17 protein-coding genes are annotated in these 18,198 nt (G+C 40.4%); 6 read left to right on the top strand and 11 right to left on the bottom strand.

The genetic code is table 11. The annotated features are described in order from the left end of the window. Positions 1-45: 45 nt before the first annotated feature. From ACQQ5U_RS18230 to ACQQ5U_RS18220, 3 genes are read left to right on the top strand one after another with little or no spacing between them, the layout of a single operon-like run. Positions 46-2,340: an inorganic phosphate transporter gene (locus ACQQ5U_RS18230; protein ID WP_437399747.1), complete on the top strand. Its 2,295-nt coding sequence runs from the start codon at positions 46-48 to the stop codon at positions 2,338-2,340. A gap of 35 nt (positions 2,341-2,375) precedes the next feature. Then, a complete protein-coding gene (locus tag ACQQ5U_RS18225) occupies positions 2,376-3,092 on the top strand; it encodes a DUF6503 family protein (protein WP_437399745.1) in 717 nt (238 codons plus the stop codon). A 5-nt stretch (positions 3,093-3,097) separates the two neighbouring features. After that, entirely contained in the window at positions 3,098-4,204 is a 1,107-nt protein-coding gene (locus tag ACQQ5U_RS18220) for a glycoside hydrolase family 130 protein (RefSeq protein ID WP_437399744.1), read from the top strand. A gap of 2 nt (positions 4,205-4,206) precedes the next feature. Here ACQQ5U_RS18220 and nadD read toward each other — a convergent pair whose 3' ends face one another. The 6 genes from nadD to ACQQ5U_RS18190 all read right to left on the bottom strand — a co-directional run bounded on the left by nadD (position 4,207) and on the right by ACQQ5U_RS18190 (position 8,876). Beyond that, on the bottom strand, positions 4,207-4,791 hold the full coding sequence (nadD, locus tag ACQQ5U_RS18215; protein WP_437399743.1) for a nicotinate (nicotinamide) nucleotide adenylyltransferase: 585 nt from the start codon (positions 4,789-4,791) through the stop codon (positions 4,207-4,209). 3 nt (positions 4,792-4,794) lie between these two features. Then, complete coding sequence (gene gmk / locus ACQQ5U_RS18210; RefSeq protein ID WP_437399740.1) at positions 4,795-5,391, bottom strand: guanylate kinase; 597 nt, start codon at positions 5,389-5,391, stop codon at positions 4,795-4,797. Then, on the bottom strand, positions 5,388-6,245 hold the full coding sequence (locus tag ACQQ5U_RS18205; protein ID WP_437399738.1) for a YicC/YloC family endoribonuclease: 858 nt from the start codon (positions 6,243-6,245) through the stop codon (positions 5,388-5,390). Before ACQQ5U_RS18205 ends, gmk begins: the two co-directional genes overlap by 4 nt. An 84-nt stretch (positions 6,246-6,329) precedes the next feature. Next, a complete protein-coding gene (locus ACQQ5U_RS18200) occupies positions 6,330-7,031 on the bottom strand; it encodes a 3-keto-disaccharide hydrolase (protein WP_437399841.1) in 702 nt (233 codons plus the stop codon). A gap of 55 nt (positions 7,032-7,086) precedes the next feature. Continuing rightward, positions 7,087-7,827, bottom strand: coding sequence for a 3-keto-disaccharide hydrolase (locus tag ACQQ5U_RS18195; protein ID WP_437399736.1), 741 nt, complete (start codon positions 7,825-7,827; stop codon positions 7,087-7,089). Then, a complete protein-coding gene (locus ACQQ5U_RS18190; RefSeq protein WP_437399735.1) occupies positions 7,824-8,876 on the bottom strand; it encodes a sugar phosphate isomerase/epimerase family protein in 1,053 nt (350 codons plus the stop codon). The genes ACQQ5U_RS18195 and ACQQ5U_RS18190 overlap by 4 nt, the downstream gene beginning before the upstream one ends. Before the next feature lie 142 nt (positions 8,877-9,018). On the opposite strand from ACQQ5U_RS18190, the gene ACQQ5U_RS18185 reads away from it, so the two are divergent. Then, complete coding sequence (locus tag ACQQ5U_RS18185) at positions 9,019-10,722, top strand: GMC oxidoreductase (RefSeq protein ID WP_437399733.1); 1,704 nt, start codon at positions 9,019-9,021, stop codon at positions 10,720-10,722. A 9-nt stretch (positions 10,723-10,731) separates the two neighbouring features. After that, positions 10,732-11,196: an ASCH domain-containing protein gene (locus ACQQ5U_RS18180; RefSeq protein ID WP_437399732.1), complete on the top strand. Its 465-nt coding sequence runs from the start codon at positions 10,732-10,734 to the stop codon at positions 11,194-11,196. 45 nt (positions 11,197-11,241) lie between these two features. Here ACQQ5U_RS18180 and ACQQ5U_RS18175 read toward each other — a convergent pair whose 3' ends face one another. From ACQQ5U_RS18175 to ACQQ5U_RS18155, 5 genes are read right to left on the bottom strand one after another with little or no spacing between them, the layout of a single operon-like run. Beyond that, positions 11,242-12,378: a Gfo/Idh/MocA family protein gene (locus ACQQ5U_RS18175; protein ID WP_437399730.1), complete on the bottom strand. Its 1,137-nt coding sequence runs from the start codon at positions 12,376-12,378 to the stop codon at positions 11,242-11,244. Positions 12,379-12,400: 22 nt separating this feature from the next. After that, a complete protein-coding gene (locus tag ACQQ5U_RS18170; RefSeq protein ID WP_437399729.1) occupies positions 12,401-13,639 on the bottom strand; it encodes an MFS transporter in 1,239 nt (412 codons plus the stop codon). 56 nt (positions 13,640-13,695) lie between these two features. Next, positions 13,696-14,925, bottom strand: a complete 1,230-nt coding sequence (locus ACQQ5U_RS18165) for a nucleoside permease (RefSeq protein WP_437399727.1) — start codon at positions 14,923-14,925, stop codon at positions 13,696-13,698. A gap of 23 nt (positions 14,926-14,948) precedes the next feature. Next, the gene (locus ACQQ5U_RS18160) at positions 14,949-15,392 is read right to left on the bottom strand and encodes a DinB family protein (RefSeq protein WP_437399724.1); all 444 of its coding nucleotides are present in this window, start codon (positions 15,390-15,392) and stop codon (positions 14,949-14,951) included. Between the two features lie 20 nt (positions 15,393-15,412). Then, positions 15,413-16,411 carry a sugar phosphate isomerase/epimerase family protein gene (locus ACQQ5U_RS18155; RefSeq protein WP_437399723.1) on the bottom strand — a complete coding sequence of 333 codons (999 nt, stop codon included), beginning with the start codon at positions 16,409-16,411 and terminating at the stop codon, positions 15,413-15,415. A 136-nt stretch (positions 16,412-16,547) separates the two neighbouring features. Between ACQQ5U_RS18155 and ACQQ5U_RS18150 the strand changes: the two genes are divergently transcribed. Continuing rightward, positions 16,548-18,198, top strand: a 1,651-nt coding sequence (locus tag ACQQ5U_RS18150) for a GMC oxidoreductase (protein WP_437399721.1), incomplete at its 3' end; no start/stop codon positions are given.

Below are 18,198 nucleotides of genomic sequence, written 5' to 3'. Positions count from 1 at the left end.
AAGGGCATTCTCTAGATATTTGAAAAATTTTTTTGAACTTTAATTATGGACAACATTTACTTTTTAATCCTTGTCGCTTTGGGCATTTTGGCCATAGCAGACCTTGTTGTTGGTGTAAGTAATGATGCAGTTAACTTTTTGAACTCTGCAATAGGCTCTAAGGCCATATCATTTAAGACCATTATGATCGTTGCCAGTATTGGAATTGCATGTGGAGCAATTTTCTCAAGTGGTTTAATGGAGGTTGCAAGGAAGGGTATTTTTAACCCTGGTGAGTTTTATTTTGATGAAATCATGTTCATTTTTATGGCCGTGATGATCACGGATATTCTGTTGTTGGATTTCTTCAACACACTGGGAATGCCCACATCAACAACGGTTTCCATCGTTTTTAACTTATTAGGTGCGGCGGTCGCAATGGCTATATTAAAAATAGCTGATGTAAACGGCAATTTCTCCGATGTTGTCAATTATATCAATACCGATAAAGCCATCCAAATTATTGTTGGGATACTTTCCTCCGTTGTAATAGCTTTTACCATCGGAGCATTTGTGCAGTGGGTGTCTCGAGTACTGTTGTCATACCACTTTCAGAAAAAAGCAAAGTGGGTTGGAGCTGTTTTTGCAGGCATAGCCCTATCCGCCATATCCTATTTTATTTTGTTGAAAGGTATAAAAGGAACCCCTTTTGCCAACCAAACCTATAATTTTATTGGAGGTATTACCATAAAAGAATTTCTAGAGACAGAAATTTATACAGTAGGATTGGTCAATTTTGTCTTTTGGGCTCTTTTGTCATATATACTCATTCAATTTGCCAAAGTAAACGTGTATAAGGTTATCATTGGCGTTGGAACTTTTGCTCTTGCACTTGCTTTTGCCGGAAACGACCTTGTCAACTTTATCGGTGTTCCCATTGCGGCATGGCAATCGTATGAAGCATGGACGGCTTCTGGAGTGGCAGCCTCTGAATTTAGTATGGAAGTCCTATCCACAAAGGTTGAAACCCCTACGCTGTTGCTGTTTCTTTCTGGAATGATTATGGTGGCCACCCTCTGGCTGTCCAAAAAAGCAAGGTATGTGGCCGATACCGAAATCAACCTATCTCGTGAAGGTGAGGCCAAAGAAAAATTTCAACCTAATTTCTTATCCAGAGGTTTAGTAAGATTTTCAATCAACTTATCCACTTGGGTATCCTCAGCAGTACCGGCATCTATACAGAGTAAAGTTAACAAGCGCTTTGAAAAGCCTACCGTGAACCTCTCAAAGGACAAAGTCCTTCAATTACCTGCATTTGATATGATTCGAGCTTCCGTAAACTTAATGGTTGCAGGTATTTTAATTTCTATTGCCACGTCTTACAAGCTTCCACTTTCCACTACCTATGTTACCTTTATGGTAGCCATGGGTACGTCTTTGGCCGATAGAGCTTGGGGAGCGGAAAGTGCAGTTTACCGTGTTGCAGGGGTATTAAACGTAATCGCTGGTTGGTTCAGTACCGCCATCATTGCCTTTATTGCTTCAGGGGTTATTTTGGCACTTATAAGTTTTGGAAAAGGAGCAGCCATTGCCATTCTATTGTTTGCTGCAACCCTTCTTTTGGTTAGAAACTACATATCCTACAACAAAAAATCTAAGGAAATAAAAGTTGAAGATCGTTTAAGAAGAGCAGAAAGTAGTTCCATTCAAGGGGTTATTGAGGAAACGGCAACGAACATTGCCAATGTGGTAAAACGAAGTAACAAAATCTACTCCAACTCCATTAATGGACTTGCAAAACAAGCTCTTGATTCTTTAAAAAAGAATAAAAAACAAGGTAACAAACTTGCATCTGAAATAGAAGATTTAAGAGAGCATACCTTCTATTTCATCAAGAACTTGGAGGAAGCCCATATTGGCGCCAGTAATTTTTACATCAATATCATGGGGTACTTAACCGATATGTCCCAGTCTTTGGAATATATAGGCAAGGTTAGCCATAACCATGTGCAAAACAATCACAAAAAGCTTAAGTACAATCAAATCAAAGAGCTTAAGGAAATTGATAACAAGTTGGAAGAAATCTTTAATAGCACTCAAAAAGCTTTTGAAGAAAAGTCTTTTGAACAAATCGGTGCCATTTTGGATTCCAAACAGGAACTTTATGATTTGGTCTCACAAAAGATTGATATCCAGGTTTCCAGAACAAGAACAGAAGAATCTAGTCCAAAGAACACCACATTGTACTTCTCTCTTTTACTTGAAACCAGAGATTTAATCACTGCGATGATGAACCTTTTGGAACAATACTATCGTGAACATGATAGCTCCGTTGAACCTGCCACAATAGAGATAAAATAAAACAGTATCTTTCGTGTCTATTTAATTTTTTTGACATGAAAAGATATTGTTTTTCTCTCTTGGCAATAGGTCTATTATCAATAATTACAGGCCATTCGCAGTCATTTTCTGCTGATGAAGTTTTGGAAAATGCCATCGCATTCCATGACCCCAATGGCAATTGGGCAAACCTAAAGACTACCTTAAAGGTAGTTATGGAAACTCCAAACCGTCCTGAGCGTACAAGTATAATTGGCGTGGATTTTCCAAACCAAGAGTTCACCTTGGATGTAGAACAGGGCGACGATTCCTATACTTATAAAATCAATGGGGGCTCTTGCGAAATAACATTGAACGGAAGCAAAGATATCTCTGAGGAAGAGGCTAAGAAATTCCGCTTGAGCTGCGAGCGCGGTAATTTCATGAAGGACTATTACACATACTTATACGGGCTTCCCATGAAGCTAAAGGATCCCGGCACCCATTTGGACCCAAAAGTCCAAAAAAAGATATTCAAGGGCAAAGAATATTTGGTACTGAATGTAACCTATGATTCCGAGGTGGGCACAGATGAATGGTATTTTTATTTTGATCCCGCTACCTATGCCATGGAAGTGTATCAATTTTACCACGATGAAAGCAAAAATGATGGAGAATACATCCTTTTGGAAGGATTGGAAGAAATCAATGGGATAAAAATGCCAAAAACCAGAGCTTGGTACGTAAACAAGGATGATAAATACCTAGGAACAGATACCTTGGAAAAAATTTAAGTTTGATGAGAACATCAATACTGTCCCTATTCATTCTTTTATTTTCCCAAACCAATATTTTTTCGCAAACGAAAGAAAAGGATTGGATGCTAGGGCCTTTTGAACGTCCAAAAAGTGCCCAACCTATTTTACAGAAAGATGCGGCATCCACGTTTAAAGACCCCATAACGCAAAAAGTTGTGCATTGGGAATCCATGGCAACGTTTAATCCCGCGGCTATTGCTAAAAACGATTCCATTTATGTATTGTACCGTGCAGAAGAAAAATTAGGGGAAAAGGAAATTGGCGGACACCGTTCCCGGATTGGAATGGCTACTTCTACTGATGGAATTTCTTATACCAAATGGTCAGAACCTGTTTTTTATCCTAGCAAAGATGATCAAAAAGCCAACGAATGGCCAGGTGGCATTGAAGACCCACGAATCGTTGAAATCGAAGAAGGCTTATATGTTCTGACCTATACCCAATGGAACCGGAAAACACCCAAACTTGCGGTTGCTACTTCAAAAGACCTGAAACATTGGGAAAAACATGGACCAGTTTTCCAGAATTATAAAAAAGGTGTTTATCACGAAAAAGAAACGAAATCAGGAGCTATAGTAACAGAACTTAAAGACGGTAAATTGGTCGCTGCCAAAATCAATGGCAAATATTGGATGTACTATGGTGTGCCCCATATATGGTTGGCCACTTCAACCAATTTGATAGATTGGGAGCCTGTAGAAACCTACGAAAGCAAATTAGTTCCTGTTTTAAGCCCTAGACCTGGTTATTTTGACTCTTGGTTGGTTGAGGCCGGTCCACCACCACTACTAACGGATAATGGTATTGTGGTGCTGTACAATGCCGGAAACTCACAAAATATCGGTGTAAAAGAACTGGGTAACAGAATCTATACCGGGGGTCAAGCTCTTTTTGATGCCAATGAACCTTGGAAACTATTGAACCGTACCGATAAGCCTTTTATAAAACCCGAATTACCTTTTGAAAAGTCGGGCCAATATAAAGATGGAACCACTTTCCTGGAAGGATTGATCTTGTTCAACGAGACATGGTACTTATATTATGGCACGGCAGATAGTATGGTAGGGGTTGTTACTGCAAAACAGTAAGGCTACCTATAAAAATTCATTTCATCCATATATTTCCAAACGGAATACGGGAGCATAGGACGGATACTTTTACCTGCTTTGTGCGCTTTGCGTATAAAGGTGGACGATATTTCCATGATCGGCGCATCTACTTTAGTGATTTTTGGGTGTCCTTTAAATTGATGCTCTATCTCCCCGTGTGAAATCCTAGGGTACACATGAATGGAATAATGCTCCAAAATAGTCTCGTAGTTTTTCCATTTATGGAAACTTTTCAAGTTATCCTCCCCCATTATCAGAGAAAACTGATGGTCCTTTCCGTATTTATCATCCAAATGGGCCAAAGTATTGGTCGTATAATTAGGTTGAGGAAGGTCAAACTCTATTTTACTAGGTTTTAGCTTCGGATATTCCTGAACGGCCTCGTACACCATCTGATAACGGTGATGGTCATCCAAAAGTGATTGTTTGGTCTTAAATGGGCTTTGAGGAGTAATAACAAACCAAACTTCATCCAAATCCGAAAACTCCACCATATGGTTCGCTAGGACCAAATGGCCTATATGTATCGGGTTAAAGGTTCCAAAAAAGAGCCCTACCTTTTTCATTTGTTATTCTTCTTTAGGAGGCATCTCGGCCCCAACGAATTCAGCTACCAATCTATGGGCTTCATTAAGAGCTACATCAAGATCGTAGTTCTTGATGATTTTATCAAACTGTGGTGCCGTGGCAAGCTCTACCGATGCCTTGGCAATCCGCATGTTGATTTTATCATCACTTTCGGTACTTCTTTTCTTCAGTCTGATTTTGAGTTCATCAACACTGGGTGGTTTTACAAAAACGGCCAATGTTTTCTCAGGAAACTTCTTTTTAATTCTAAGTCCGCCGGAAACATCAATATCAAAAATTACGTTTTTCCCTTCGGCCCAAAGACGCTCTACTTCACTTTTGAGAGTTCCATAAAAGTTATCCCGGTATACTTCTTCCCACTCCAAAAAATCACCGTCTTTGATGTGCCTTTTAAATTGGGAAACTGACATGAAGTAATAGTTGACATTGTTCTTTTCTTTTCCTCTACGTGGGCGAGAGGTTGCAGAAATGGAAAAAGCCAAATTCAACTCAGGTTGATTCAACAAATGTTTGACAATGGTAGTTTTACCACTGCCGGAAGGTGCTGAGAAAATAATAAGTTTACCGCCTTCTGTCATAGCACATTGAGCATTTGTTCCTTGATTTTTTCCAATTCATCCTTCATCTGTACCACCAATTGCTGCATTGGGGCATAATTGGCCTTGGAACCGATGGTATTTATTTCCCTTCCTATTTCCTGAGAAATGAACCCAAGTTTTTTCCCATTGGAGTCATCGGAATTCAAGGTGGATTCAAAATATTTTAAGTGGTTGGCCAAACGGACCTTCTCCTCTGTAATGTCGTATTTTTCGAGATAATAAATGAGTTCTTGCTCAAATCTGTTGGCATCCAACTCCACTTTAAGATCAGATACTGCTTTATCCAATCGTTCCCTTACCGTTCCCAGACGTTCAGGATCCATGGCTTTTACTGCTTCCAAAAGTTCGTTCAAATTCTTCAGTCTGGCCACAAAATCTTCTTCCAGCACCTTTCCTTCTTCATTTCGGAATTCAACAATTTTGGAAAGGGCTTCATCCATCGCTTCCAATATAGCCTTGTACTCGGCCTCATCAATATTGTCTTTATCGGTCTTTAGCGTATCTGGCATGCGCAATGCCATTTCCAATAGCTTTATATCATCCCCTTTGGCAATGTCAGCCAATTGCTCCATATAATTTTTTACCACTCCTTTGTTGACCTCGGCCGTAGTTTCTTCTCCCGTAATTTCAACATAAAGACTAAAATCAATCTTTCCCCTATTCAGGGCACTGGCAATCATTTTGCGCAATTCCAGTTCCTTTTCCCTGTAGAATTGAGGAAGTCTGGCATTGATGTCCAAATTTTTGCTGTTGAGTGATTTGAGCTCAATGGTAATTTTCTTGGAAGGAAGCTGTACTACATGCTTCCCAAAGCCTGTCATGGATTGAATCATATATGAATGATAAATTTTGCCAAAGGTAACCAAAATAGGTTTTGGCCATTGAAGATTCTATATCGTAGTATTAGTTTTAGGGAACTAATCCAGCTCCCTAACCCAAATATTTCTATAACTGACCCTACTGTTGTCCCCATGATCCTGAAGTCTGAGAGGACCTTTTCCATGAGGTGGATTTTTGGGCCAACCAATATATGGTGTGGTTCCCTTAATTTCCACATGATCTTGAATCAAAACCCCGTTATGGATGACAGTCAATGTACCAGATTTTACTTTCTGCCCCTTTTCAAACTCGGGGGCGTGGTAAATAATGTCGTAAGTGTTCCATTCGCCTGTGGGCACCGAAGCCATAGCCAACGGCACATGTTGTTTGTATATAGAACCAACTTGACCATTAACATAGGTATCATTATCGTTGTTGTCCAATACCTGCACCTCGTACATGCCATTTAGAAAAACTCCACTATTAGCTCTATGCTGACCTTCTTGTTGCACTTCAGCCGGCGACTTCCATTCAATATGAAGCTGCACACTTCCAAAATTTTGTTTGGTCTGGATATCCCCGGTCCTGTTGTTCACTGTCATACTGCCATCTTTATTCAGTGTCCATTTGGCAGCGGTACTATCTATGGAACTGATCCACTTGTCCAATGAAGTACCATCAAAAAGAACTATGGCATCACTCGGAGGAGCTCCACCCTTACCCGGAGTTACTTTAGGTGGCACCGGTTTATAAAATTCAGTTTGTTCAGGTTTGGTCGGCTCTACCTCTTGTGCAGACATAAATCCGACAACAAGTACGGACAAAGCCAATAGTTTGCATGTTAATTTAGACATACTATAATTCTTTAATTTTTATGTTTCTGAAGGCTACCACATTACCATGGTCCTGAAGCCCAATCTTTCCTGTTTTGAATGCTGCAAAACCTTCCCAATCGGCAAATTTGGAATTAGCAACCAGCTCATCCCATTCGGGTCCTTGAACCGGAAACTCCACCATTTTGGTTCCATTTAAAATTACATGACCTTCGTTGGTTTTATGATTGATCATTAACTCTACGCTATTCCATTCTCCAGCGGGTTTAACCACTTTTTTGGATGGTGAAACCATGTCGTAAAGTGATCCGGCCAAACGGTCGGTACCATTCTTTGCATCTGGATGCCTTTCATCATCCAACACCTGGATTTCTGGTCCTGTGAGATAAGGTTCTCCATATTTTTCATCTTCCATTACTCCCCAAAATAAACCACTGTTGCCCCCTTCGGCTATATTCCATTCCAAGGTCAAAACAAAATCTGTGTATTCCTTATCGGTAACCAAATTATAATTAGCACCATCGGGTCGCTCTTCCGGCGGATAAAGCACCATGGCTCCATCTTCCAGTTTCCAAGGTTCGGTAACTTCCCCTCCATTATAAAAGTGCCATCCATCAAACGATGACCCATCAAATAAAATTTTAGTTCCTGGTTCTGCCACAACCTCAACTACTTCCTTTTCTACTTCTTCAAGTTGCTCCTTTGGTTTTTCCTTGCATGAAAATGCAATGGCCATTAAGCCCAATAAAATTGGTTTTCTCATAATCCCAATATGTTTTTAAGTTTTTCTTTATCAATTTCAGCTCCGGCAAAATCATCAAAGGTTTTGGTGGTAGCTTCAATTATATGATCTTTAATAAATTTAGCTCCTTCTCGAGCGCCCTGCTCTGGGCTCTTAATACAGCACTCCCACTCCATTACGGCCCATACGTCACATCCATATTGGGTCAATTTCGAGAAAATAGTCTTGAAATCGATTTGACCATCACCCAAGGAACGGTATCTACCGGCTCTATCCCCCCAATCGTTATAACCACCGAAGGCACCTTTTTTCCCTGTTGGGTTAAACTCTGAATCCTTTACGTGGAACGATTTGATGAACTCATGGTAAAAATCTATGTATTCGATATAATCCAATTGTTGCAATACAAAATGACTTGGATCGTACAAGATGTTCACTCTTTTGTGATTTCCCGTAGCTTCCAAAAAGCGTTCGAAGGTATCTCCATCGTGAAGGTCTTCTCCTGGGTGGATTTCATAGCATACATCTACCCCCTCTTCATCAAAATGATTTAGGATAGGCATCCATCGGTTTGCCAATTCTTCAAAACCCATTTCTACCAAACCAGCAGGTCGTTGGGGCCATGGGTGTGCGGTATGCCAAAGCAATGAGCCAGAAAATGTAGCATGCACATCAAGTCCTAATCTGCGACTTGCGGTGGCAGCTTTCTTTACGGTTTCAACCGCCCACTTGGTACGTTCTTTGGGTTTTCCGTGCAGTTCCTTGGGCGCGAAATTATCGAACATAATGTCATAAGCAGGATGTACCGCGACCAATTGTCCTTGCAAATGGGTGGAAAGTTCGGTTATCTCCAATCCATATGAGTTTATCTTCCCTTTGAGCTCGTCACAATAATCTTGACTTTCTGCTGCTTTGTCCAAATCTATGAGGAAGGATTCCCAAGTAGGAATCTGTATTCCTTTATATCCCAAATCCGAGGCCCATTTGCAAAGGCCATCCAAAGAGTTGAATGGAGGTTGGCTATCCACAAATTGCGCCAAAAATACGGCCGGTCCTTTAATTGTCTTCATTGAATTTAATTTTAAGAAATTAGGAAATCCCAAATAAATTGGGATTTATCTTCTATATTTAAGAAAAAAACTATGCTATATTTATGTCTCATGTAGTAAAATATAAATATAGGGATTCGTTAACAATTAAAACAACATAAAAGTGATTGAAACTAAAGTTTATGATGCCATTGTTGTGGGTACAGGTATAAGTGGTGGTTGGGCCACTAAGGAATTATGCGAAAACGGCCTAAAGGTTTTGGTTTTGGAACGAGGCCCCATGGTAAAGCATGTCCAAGATTACAAGACCATGAACGATGACCCATGGGATTATCCTTTCAAAGGAGAACTCTCTCGGGAAGACAAGGAAAAATATCATAAACAACTCAGAGTTGGATGGGCTCCAAAAGATGATGTAAAGCACTTTTTTGTTAACGATCTGGAACATCCCTATCAAGAAACCAAACGTTTTGATTGGATACGAGGATACCAAGTTGGTGGACGCTCGTTGACTTGGGGCCGACAAAGCTATCGTTGGAGCGATATCGACTTTGAGGCCAACAAAAAGGATGGAATCGCAGTAGATTGGCCGGTTCGCTATAAAGATATTGCCCCTTGGTACGATAAAGTGGAAACTTATATAGGTGTCAGTGGTGAGGCTTTAGGGCTTAAACAGTTACCCGATGGAAAGTTTCAACCTCCCATGGGGTTAAATTGTGTGGAAAAGGATTTGCAACAATCGTTAGACAGCAAATTTGAAGATGGCCGTTTACTGACCATCGGCCGGGTTGCCCATATTACTGAAAACACCACGGATATTGAAGGTCGCGGACCTTGTCAATATCGAAACCGTTGCTGGAGGGGTTGTCCTTTTGGCGGCTACTTTAGCAGTAATTCATCTACCTTGCCAGCAGCAGAACGAACAGGAAACATGACCTTACGACCTAACTCCATCGTTCATGAGATTACATACGATGAAAATCAAAAAAGAGCTACCGGTGTAAAAATCGTTGACGCAGAGACCCATGAAAAATTTGAATTCAAAAGTAAGATTGTGTTCCTATGTGCGTCGGCCATGGCATCCGTTGGTATTTTGCTTCAATCCAAATCCCAACGATTCCCAAACGGCATGGGCAACGAACATGACCAATTGGGGCGAAACATTATGGACCATCACTACCAATTGGGAGCTTCTGCCAAGGTAGATGGCCATTTGGACAAATATTATAAAGGAAGAAGACCTAACGGCTTTTACATTCCCCGCTTTGTAAACTTGGATGAAAAAACGAAACGTAATGACTTTCTGCGCGGTTTTGGATATCAGGGTGGTGCCAATAGAACCAACTGGTCTGAAATGGTAGCGGAAATGGGTTATGGAAAAGAGCTAAAAGAATCCATATTAAAACCAGGAGGCTGGGAAATTGGAATGGGTGGCTTTGGTGAAATGTTACCCTATCATGACAACCGGGTAACTTTAAGCAAGGATAAAAAAGACCAATGGGGATTGCCCCAATTGGATTTTGATGTTGAATTCAAGGAGAACGAATATAATATGCGCGAGGCTATAAAAGAGGAAGCAGCCGCAATGCTTAAAGCCGCAGGTTTCAAAAATGTAAACACCTTTGATACCGAAACCGGTCCAGGTCTGGGCATACATGAAATGGGAGGTGCTCGTATGGGCCATGACCCAAAAACTTCTGTATTGAACAAGCACAATCAATTGCATGCAGTTCCCAATGTTTATGTAACCGATGGTGCCTTTATGACGTCAGCAAGCTGTGTTAACCCATCCCTGACTTATATGGCCTTTACAGCAAGAGCTGCGAATCATGCTGCCGAACAATTCAAACAAAATAAATTTTCTTAATACCTACTTATGGAAAATGCTTCTGCCCGCAATTTATGGGGCGATTTTTTGGATGCCCATTTGGAGTTTGCTTCCCAAGATGCTCCAAAAGTGATACATTTTTGCGATAATGAGTCGGATGCAAACACTTGTGCCGATTTAGCCTGCAAAGAAATTAAGAGAGCTACATCGCATTCTTTAAAAGGGTTGCAACTACGCAATGAAAGCTTGCCCAAAATCGGGGATTTTTATGTGGTAACGGATTGGAACGGTACTGCAAAATGCATTACACGAACCACGGCAGTAAAATTACTGCCCTTTTTCAGCATTAGAGAGGAACATGCCCGACTTGAAGGTGAAGGTGACAAGAGTCTAGAATACTGGAAAAAGTCACATTGGGATTATTACACACGGGAATTGGCCGAATTCGGTAAAGAGCCGAAAGAAAGTATGATCGTGGTTTTTGAAGAGTTTGAAATGCTCTATAAAAAATAATGGCCGCCAAAGGCAGCCATCATCATTATTATAAAGGATTATGAATTAATCCATATCTACCCAAACATTTCCTTTTTTGTGGGAAGCTACCGTGTTCTCGATAAAATTGAGACCACGTACACCATCCGTCATGGTTGGGAATTCTCCACTATTGTAATCTTCTCCACGTATGGCCTTGGCCACACCTAAATAAATATTTGCCATGGCATCAAAAATACCTTCTGGGTGGCCTGGTGGCAATTTGGTTCCATCCAAAGAAAGTTTAGAATTATATTCGTGCCCTGGTTTGTACACTTGCAACGGTTCAGGATCATTCAACTTATAGAGATAATTTGGGTTTTCCTGTTCCCATTTTAACCCTCCTTTTTGACCATAAATAGCAATGGTCAAGTTGTTTTCTTCCCCTGTGGCGACTTGACTGGCCCTAATAACTCCTTTTACGTTGTCATCAAGGCGGATAAGTGCCGTGCCGTCCATGTCCATTACATTGTCGTCATACATATAATTGAAGTCACATAACAGGGATTTTACTTGTAATCCGGTAGTAAATTCAATCATATTAAAGGCGTGTACGCCTATATCCCCCATACAAGAACTAATTCCCGCTTTTTTAGGATCAAGTCTCCACACGGTACCTCGCTTTTCTTTATCGTGGATGATTGGATTCATCCAGCCTTGATAATATTGAGCATCTACTTTGTGTACCTTTCCGATAACCCCTTCCTTGATCATCTCACGCATTTGGCGAACCATAGGATACCCTGTGTATGTATGGGTAACGGCAAAAACCTTCCCGACCTTTTTTAAGGTTTCCTGAAGAATTTTGGCTTCTTCGTAAGTAGTGGTCATTGGTTTTTCGCAGATAACATGAAAACCATTATCCAACAGTTTTTTTGCCATTGGATAGTGAAGAAAGTTCGGTGTTAGAATGGAACATACCTGAATACGCTCATCTTCTGGAAGCTTCATTTCTTCCTCAACCAAAGTATCAAAATCTTTATAAATACGGTTTGTAGGAATATCTATTTCTTTTGCAAATTCTAAACTATCTTCAAAATCCGGGTTGAAGACGGCACCAACAATTTCATAATTATCATTAATGAAAGAGGCAACTCTATGCAATACCCCAATAAGGGAATCGCCTCCTCCTCCAAGAATTCCAAGTCTAATCTTTTTAGGCATTTTCTATTATTTTATTTTTTAATTAAACAATTTCCTCGGTTGCATGGCCTTGCGGCACTCTTCTTTCTTCCAATTTCTTTCGAAACATAAACAAAATTGCAAACAATATGACTACCGCCAACGGAAAAAACATCATTTTACCCAAGGTAGCTTTACCTGCGGTAAGTTCTGCTACTTGGTCGGTCAAACCTGAGGCAATTGCCGTTTCCTTGGCACTATCCAGCCATCCACCGATAACCGGTTGCCATATTGATGTGGCGAACATCCCTGCTCCACCAACCAGCGACATCCCCAAAGCTCCAGTCTTTGGAAGGTACTCCGATGTAAACCCGATCATGGTAGGCCAGAAATAACATACACCCAAGGCAAAAAGAATTGCCGCCAAATAAATCATGGATCCTTCGGCTATACTCATGCTATATACTGCTGCGGTAGTAACCACGGCAGACATCAGTAGTACCCCAATTGGGTTTATTCTATGTACAATAGGACCTGCAAAGTATCGACCTATGGCCATAATACCTGTCACCATGGCCAATATTAGCATTGGACTGGCACCGGAATTTCCTAAAATTCGTTCCACCCATTGCTGTGGTCCGAACTCCGAAATAGCGGTAAGGGTCATACAAATCAATATAAAAATGAACAATGGATCTGCAAGTGATTTAATATTCTTTGCGGTATCGGTTTCCATATGCTCGCTTTCTGGAAATTCTTGCTTGAAGAACATATACCCATATATTAGCGTGGGAATCAACATAATACCAATCTGTAATTGCCAACCCATTCCAAAATCGGTCATAAACTTAGAGATCAAGGAGCCAATTACGATTCCTCCAGGGAACCAAACATGGAACTTGTTCAACATGGCCGTACGGTTTTTGGTGTACATATCCGCAATCATAGGATTACATGCCGCTTCCACCGATCCGTTGGCAAATCCGATAAAGAATGTAGAGATAATAAGTGTCCAGAATCCTCCAGCTACAATGGTAAGTACCAATCCCAAAAGGTGGCAGACAAATGCTGCTACCATAAGTTTTCGGGCACCAATTTTATTATAGAGCAATCCTCCAAAAATCATCGCCAAGGGAAAACCTAAAAAGGCCATACTGTTTATCCAACCCAATTGTTGGTTGGAAATGCCAAATTCTTCTCCTAGTTGGGTCAGTATTCCTGCCCTAATGGCAAAAGTCATCGAAGTAACGACCAAGGATATACAGGCCGCTAAAAAAAGTTGGTTTTTGTTAACGTTTTTCATGTTTGTATTAGTTAATTGTGGTTGTATCTATATTTTATCATTTCGGATTCGTATCCTTATGATTTGTATTCTACTTTTTCATTTTTAAATATTAGTGCAAACAAAACAAATACTACTGCCGCGAATACCGCAGGATATATCCAAATACTTTCCCATACATGGGTTCCATCTTCTATGGTAAGGGAATCCGTTATTTGTCCGGCTATCCAAAATCCGATAAGCATTCCAACACCATAGGTAGCTAAAGTAATCAAACCTTGAGCTGCACTTTTGTATTTCTCACCAGCTTTAGTATCCGTGTAGATTTGTCCGGAAACAAAGAAGAAATCATAACAGATTCCGTGCAATGCAATTCCAATGATCAACATAAAGGAAAGCTCACCTGCATTACCATAAGCAAATAACAGGTAACGAACCGTCCAGGCCAACATTCCCACCAAAATGGTTTTTTTGAATCCAAATTTCGTAAAGAAAAAGGGTAAAGCGAGTATGAACAGTGCTTCTGAAATTTGACCGATAGCCATTTTTCCTGTTGGGTTCGCCAGGCCTATTTCCGCCAAGAATGGGTTTGCATTTTGATAATAAAATGCTAGTGGAATACAAATTAATACGGAAGAGATAAAGAATACCAAAAAGTTTTTATCCTTTAGAAGTTTAAGTGCATCCAAGCCCAGCACATCAGAAATGGTGACTTTTTCTCCTTTATCAACTGATGGAGGGGTTTTGGGCAATGTAAAACTGAACAATCCTAAAATAGCGGAAGCTATACCCGCCATTAAAAAGGTATTTTTCAACATTCCGGCCTCCAAACTCTCCGGAGAATCCCAAACAAATACATAGCTGATTACCATACCGGCCAAAATCCAACCAATGGTTCCAAATACACGAATGTTCGAAAACTCCTTTGCAGGGTCTTTCATTTGATTAAAAGAAATGGAATTCACCAAGGCCAATGTTGGCATGTACAGAATCATATAGCCCAACACATACGGATAAAATGCCGTAAAATCCGTGGATTGATACATTTGGTACATTAAAAATGCTCCTATTAAATGGAGCACACCCAAGATACGTTCAGCATTAAAATATCGGTCAGCAATCAACCCAATTATAAATGGCGCAATAATCGCTCCCCAAGATTGGGTTGAAAAGGCCATGGATGATTGTCCTGCTGTCGCTTCCAAATTGTTGCCAAGAAAAGTACCTAAAGTTACGAACCAACCGCCCCAGATAAAAAACTCGAGGAACATCATAAAGGATAGTTGGAATTTAGTTTTAAGATTCATTTAAAGTGTTAGTTAGTTGGTATTTATCTTTTGTAATGTATATAATCCAAGGGTTCGGGCACAATTCCAGAATTTCGAAACTCCATCATGATTTGCCCCCTATGATGGGTGGAATGATTAATAATGTGAAAAAGAATGTCCTTTGTTTGATTGGTAAAGGTTCTTCCTTGACTGTTTTCGTATTCCACTCGATTTTCAAAATTATCGGTATTGGAGACAATTTCAAAAGAGGTCCGTTGGTTTTGATAATGGATTTCTTCCCATTTATCAAAATTGTGCATATCCCACACCCCCAACTCACTTGGAATGCCCAACATTCTATGGTTCCATATATGGTGGGCATTGAGTATATGACTAAAAAGTCTAATGCAGTTGTCTGGAACCTGGTCCAGACCACTGCATTGTTCAATTATTTTTTTGTTACAATAAAAATTGTAATCGAAGAGTTGATTTAAAAATCCCTTCATCTACCCATTCTATTAATGGATTACTCCAATACTTTTTCCAAAAGTCTTTTGGTAGCCAAAATCCCTTCTTCTTCACTCAATTCGGAACCTTCATATTCAACACCTACAAAGCCTTCATATCCAGCATCGAGAACAATGCCCATTATTTTCGGATAATCAACTCTTGTTTCATATCCTTCCTCATCAAAATTATAGGATTTAGCACTTACCCCTTTGGCGTAAGGCATTAGCTCCTTTGTTCCTTTATAGCGATCGTATTCCTCCAGACATTTGGATGAATAGTAATCTCCTTCTTCCCTTTTTATGCAAAAATTACCAAAGTCGGGCAAAGTTCCGCAATTGTCCATTCCAACTTTATCCATTACTTCTGCCAACATTTGCGCATTGGAAGATGGACCACCGTGGTTTTCTACAATTATATTAACGTTTTTGTCCTTGGCATAAGTGGCCAATTGCTTAAGTCCGGCAACTGAGGCTGGCATCCAAACTTCTGGTTCCATGCTTCCGTTTAAATTTACACGGATGGAATGGCACCCCAATGCCGCAGCAGCATCAACCCATTTATAATGGTTTTCAACAGCTTCTGTTCTTTTTGCTTCATCGGGAACAGCGATATCCCCCTGACCATCTACCATGATCAAAAGATTTTTCAAACCATATTTCTCACTTTCCGCTTTGCTTTTCTCAACCCAGTTGTTCATAGCCTCTTCCGAAAAATTAGCTGCCTGGAGTTCCTTATAGTATAGTGCACTTACATATTCTAAACCTTCAAAACCCCATTCGCTAGCTTTTTCTGCAAAAGTGTATGGATCAACTCCCTCTTCGAAAATCATTTTATGGATAGACCATTGTGCCAAGGAAAGTTTAATGTCCGGTTTGGACTCTTCAACAGCTACCACTTCAGTTGTTGTTTCTTCATTTGCTTCTTTTTTCGGTTTTTGTTTACAGGAATAAAATCCTAAAAAAGCCACCGCAATAAGTGTGACAATACTTTTTTGTGTTAAACTACTTCTGATCATATTTTTACGTTAGTTAAATTCGCACGGAATCCAAAAACTATAACGTTATAGTGCTGAATTCTCAATAAACATAGGGATTAAATGTAGAAAATTAATTTAATAATTAATACATTTAGCAAATAAACAATCCGAATAAATGAGTAAATTTTATTACAATCAGGAGCAAGAATCCTATGATGCCATCGTAGTAGGTACGGGTATCAGTGGTGGTTGGGCTGCCAAGGAATTGTGCGAAAACGGTCTTAAGACCTTGGTCTTGGAACGTGGACCCATGGTAAAGCACCGAGAAGATTACCCAACAGCCAACAAAGATCCATGGGATTTTCCCCATGGAGGAAGAGCTACCCGAGAAGATGTTAAGAAACAAGAAAAACAATCAAGAACCGGATATACAACCGGAGCAGCCTCTAAACACTGGTTTGTAAACGATTTGGAACACCCTTACAACGAGACCAAACGTTTCGATTGGATGAGAGGTTACCATGTTGGTGGACGTTCCATTATGTGGGGACGACACAGCTACCGTTGGAGCGATATTGATTTCGGTGCAAACAAAAAAGAAGGTATCGCCGTGGATTGGCCGGTACGTTATAAGGACATAGCTCCTTGGTACGATAAAGTTGAAAGTTACATCGGTGTTTCTGGTGAAAATTTAGGCTTGCCACAACTTCCGGATGGTAAGTTTGAGCCGATGATGGAACTTAATTGCGTGGAAGACCATGTAAGAGGAAAAGTTGCAGAAAATTTTGATGGCCGTGTAATTACTGCTGGAAGGGTGGCGCACATCAACAGTGATAAAAAATTTGAAGGTGATGGCCGAGTACGTTGTCAGTTCAGGAACCGTTGTATTAGGGGATGTCCTTTCGGAGCATACTTTAGTAGTGTTTCTTCCACATTGCCAGCGGCCGAGAGAACAGGGAATATGACGTTAAGACCAGATTCCATTGTTCATGAAGTGATTTATGACCCAAATACCAAAAAAGCTACTGGAGTTAAGGTAATCGATAGGGAAACCAAAGAAGAATTTGAATTTAAGGCCAAGGTAATATTCCTTTGTGCCTCTTCAATGGCTTCCACTTCCATTTTGATGCAATCCAAATCAGACAGGTTTCCCAATGGATTGGGTAACGATTCTGGAGAGTTGGGCCACAATGTAATGGACCACCATTTCTTGGTTGGCGCATCCGGTAAGTTTGATGGGTATGAAGACAAATACTACAAGGGTAGAAAACCAAACGGAATCTATATTCCGAGATTTAGAAACCTTGGCGGTGATTCCGATATGAAAAGTTTTAAACGCGGTTATGGTTACCAAGGTGGTGCAAGTAGGGGCAATTATGAAGAATTGATTGCGGAAGCTTCGTTTGGTAAAAATTATAAGGATGCGATTCTTACCCCAGGAGGCTGGACAATGAACATGCTCGCGTTCGGTGAAACTTTGCCTTACCATGATAATAAAATGACCTTGGATTACGACAAGAAGGATCAGTGGGGCTTGCCCACCGTTACTTTCGATGCCGAAATCAGAGAGAACGAGTACAACATGCGCAAGGATATGCAAGATCAAGCGGTTCAAATGCTTGAAAAAGCAGGCGCAAAGGATATTACCCCTTACGATGCGCCATATGCCTTAGGACTTGGTATCCACGAAATGGGTACTGCACGTATGGGCCGTGACCCAAAGACTTCCGTTGTAAATGGCAACAACCAAGTACACACCTGTAAGAACGTATATGTTACCGATGGTGCCTTTATGGCCTCCGCAAGTTGTGTGAACCCATCCTTGA

Source organism: Flagellimonas lutimaris, assembly GCF_051494225.1.
Taxonomy (GTDB): Bacteria; Bacteroidota; Bacteroidia; order Flavobacteriales; family Flavobacteriaceae; genus Flagellimonas; species Flagellimonas lutimaris_A.
Note: the sequence above shows the minus strand (reverse complement) of the source record. Positions and strands in the feature narration are given on the sequence as shown.

What these genes read in the sequence shown, in the direction of transcription:
- ACQQ5U_RS18230 (WP_437399747.1), top strand. Translation starts at nt 46, where the DNA reads ATGGACAACATTTACTTTTTAATCCTTGTCGCTTTGGGCATTTTGGCC.
- ACQQ5U_RS18225 (WP_437399745.1), top strand. Translation starts at nt 2,376, where the DNA reads ATGAAAAGATATTGTTTTTCTCTCTTGGCAATAGGTCTATTATCAATA.
- ACQQ5U_RS18220 (WP_437399744.1), top strand. Translation starts at nt 3,098, where the DNA reads ATGAGAACATCAATACTGTCCCTATTCATTCTTTTATTTTCCCAAACC.
- nadD (WP_437399743.1), bottom strand. Translation starts at nt 4,791, where the DNA reads ATGAAAAAGGTAGGGCTCTTTTTTGGAACCTTTAACCCGATACATATA.
- gmk (WP_437399740.1), bottom strand. Translation starts at nt 5,391, where the DNA reads ATGACAGAAGGCGGTAAACTTATTATTTTCTCAGCACCTTCCGGCAGT.
- ACQQ5U_RS18205 (WP_437399738.1), bottom strand. Translation starts at nt 6,245, where the DNA reads ATGATTCAATCCATGACAGGCTTTGGGAAGCATGTAGTACAGCTTCCT.
- ACQQ5U_RS18200 (WP_437399841.1), bottom strand. Translation starts at nt 7,031, where the DNA reads ATGTCTGCACAAGAGGTAGAGCCGACCAAACCTGAACAAACTGAATTT.
- ACQQ5U_RS18195 (WP_437399736.1), bottom strand. Translation starts at nt 7,827, where the DNA reads ATGAGAAAACCAATTTTATTGGGCTTAATGGCCATTGCATTTTCATGC.
- ACQQ5U_RS18190 (WP_437399735.1), bottom strand. Translation starts at nt 8,876, where the DNA reads ATGAAGACAATTAAAGGACCGGCCGTATTTTTGGCGCAATTTGTGGAT.
- ACQQ5U_RS18180 (WP_437399732.1), top strand. Translation starts at nt 10,732, where the DNA reads ATGGAAAATGCTTCTGCCCGCAATTTATGGGGCGATTTTTTGGATGCC.
- ACQQ5U_RS18175 (WP_437399730.1), bottom strand. Translation starts at nt 12,378, where the DNA reads ATGCCTAAAAAGATTAGACTTGGAATTCTTGGAGGAGGAGGCGATTCC.
- ACQQ5U_RS18170 (WP_437399729.1), bottom strand. Translation starts at nt 13,639, where the DNA reads ATGAAAAACGTTAACAAAAACCAACTTTTTTTAGCGGCCTGTATATCC.
- ACQQ5U_RS18165 (WP_437399727.1), bottom strand. Translation starts at nt 14,925, where the DNA reads ATGAATCTTAAAACTAAATTCCAACTATCCTTTATGATGTTCCTCGAG.
- ACQQ5U_RS18160 (WP_437399724.1), bottom strand. Translation starts at nt 15,392, where the DNA reads ATGAAGGGATTTTTAAATCAACTCTTCGATTACAATTTTTATTGTAAC.
- ACQQ5U_RS18155 (WP_437399723.1), bottom strand. Translation starts at nt 16,411, where the DNA reads ATGATCAGAAGTAGTTTAACACAAAAAAGTATTGTCACACTTATTGCG.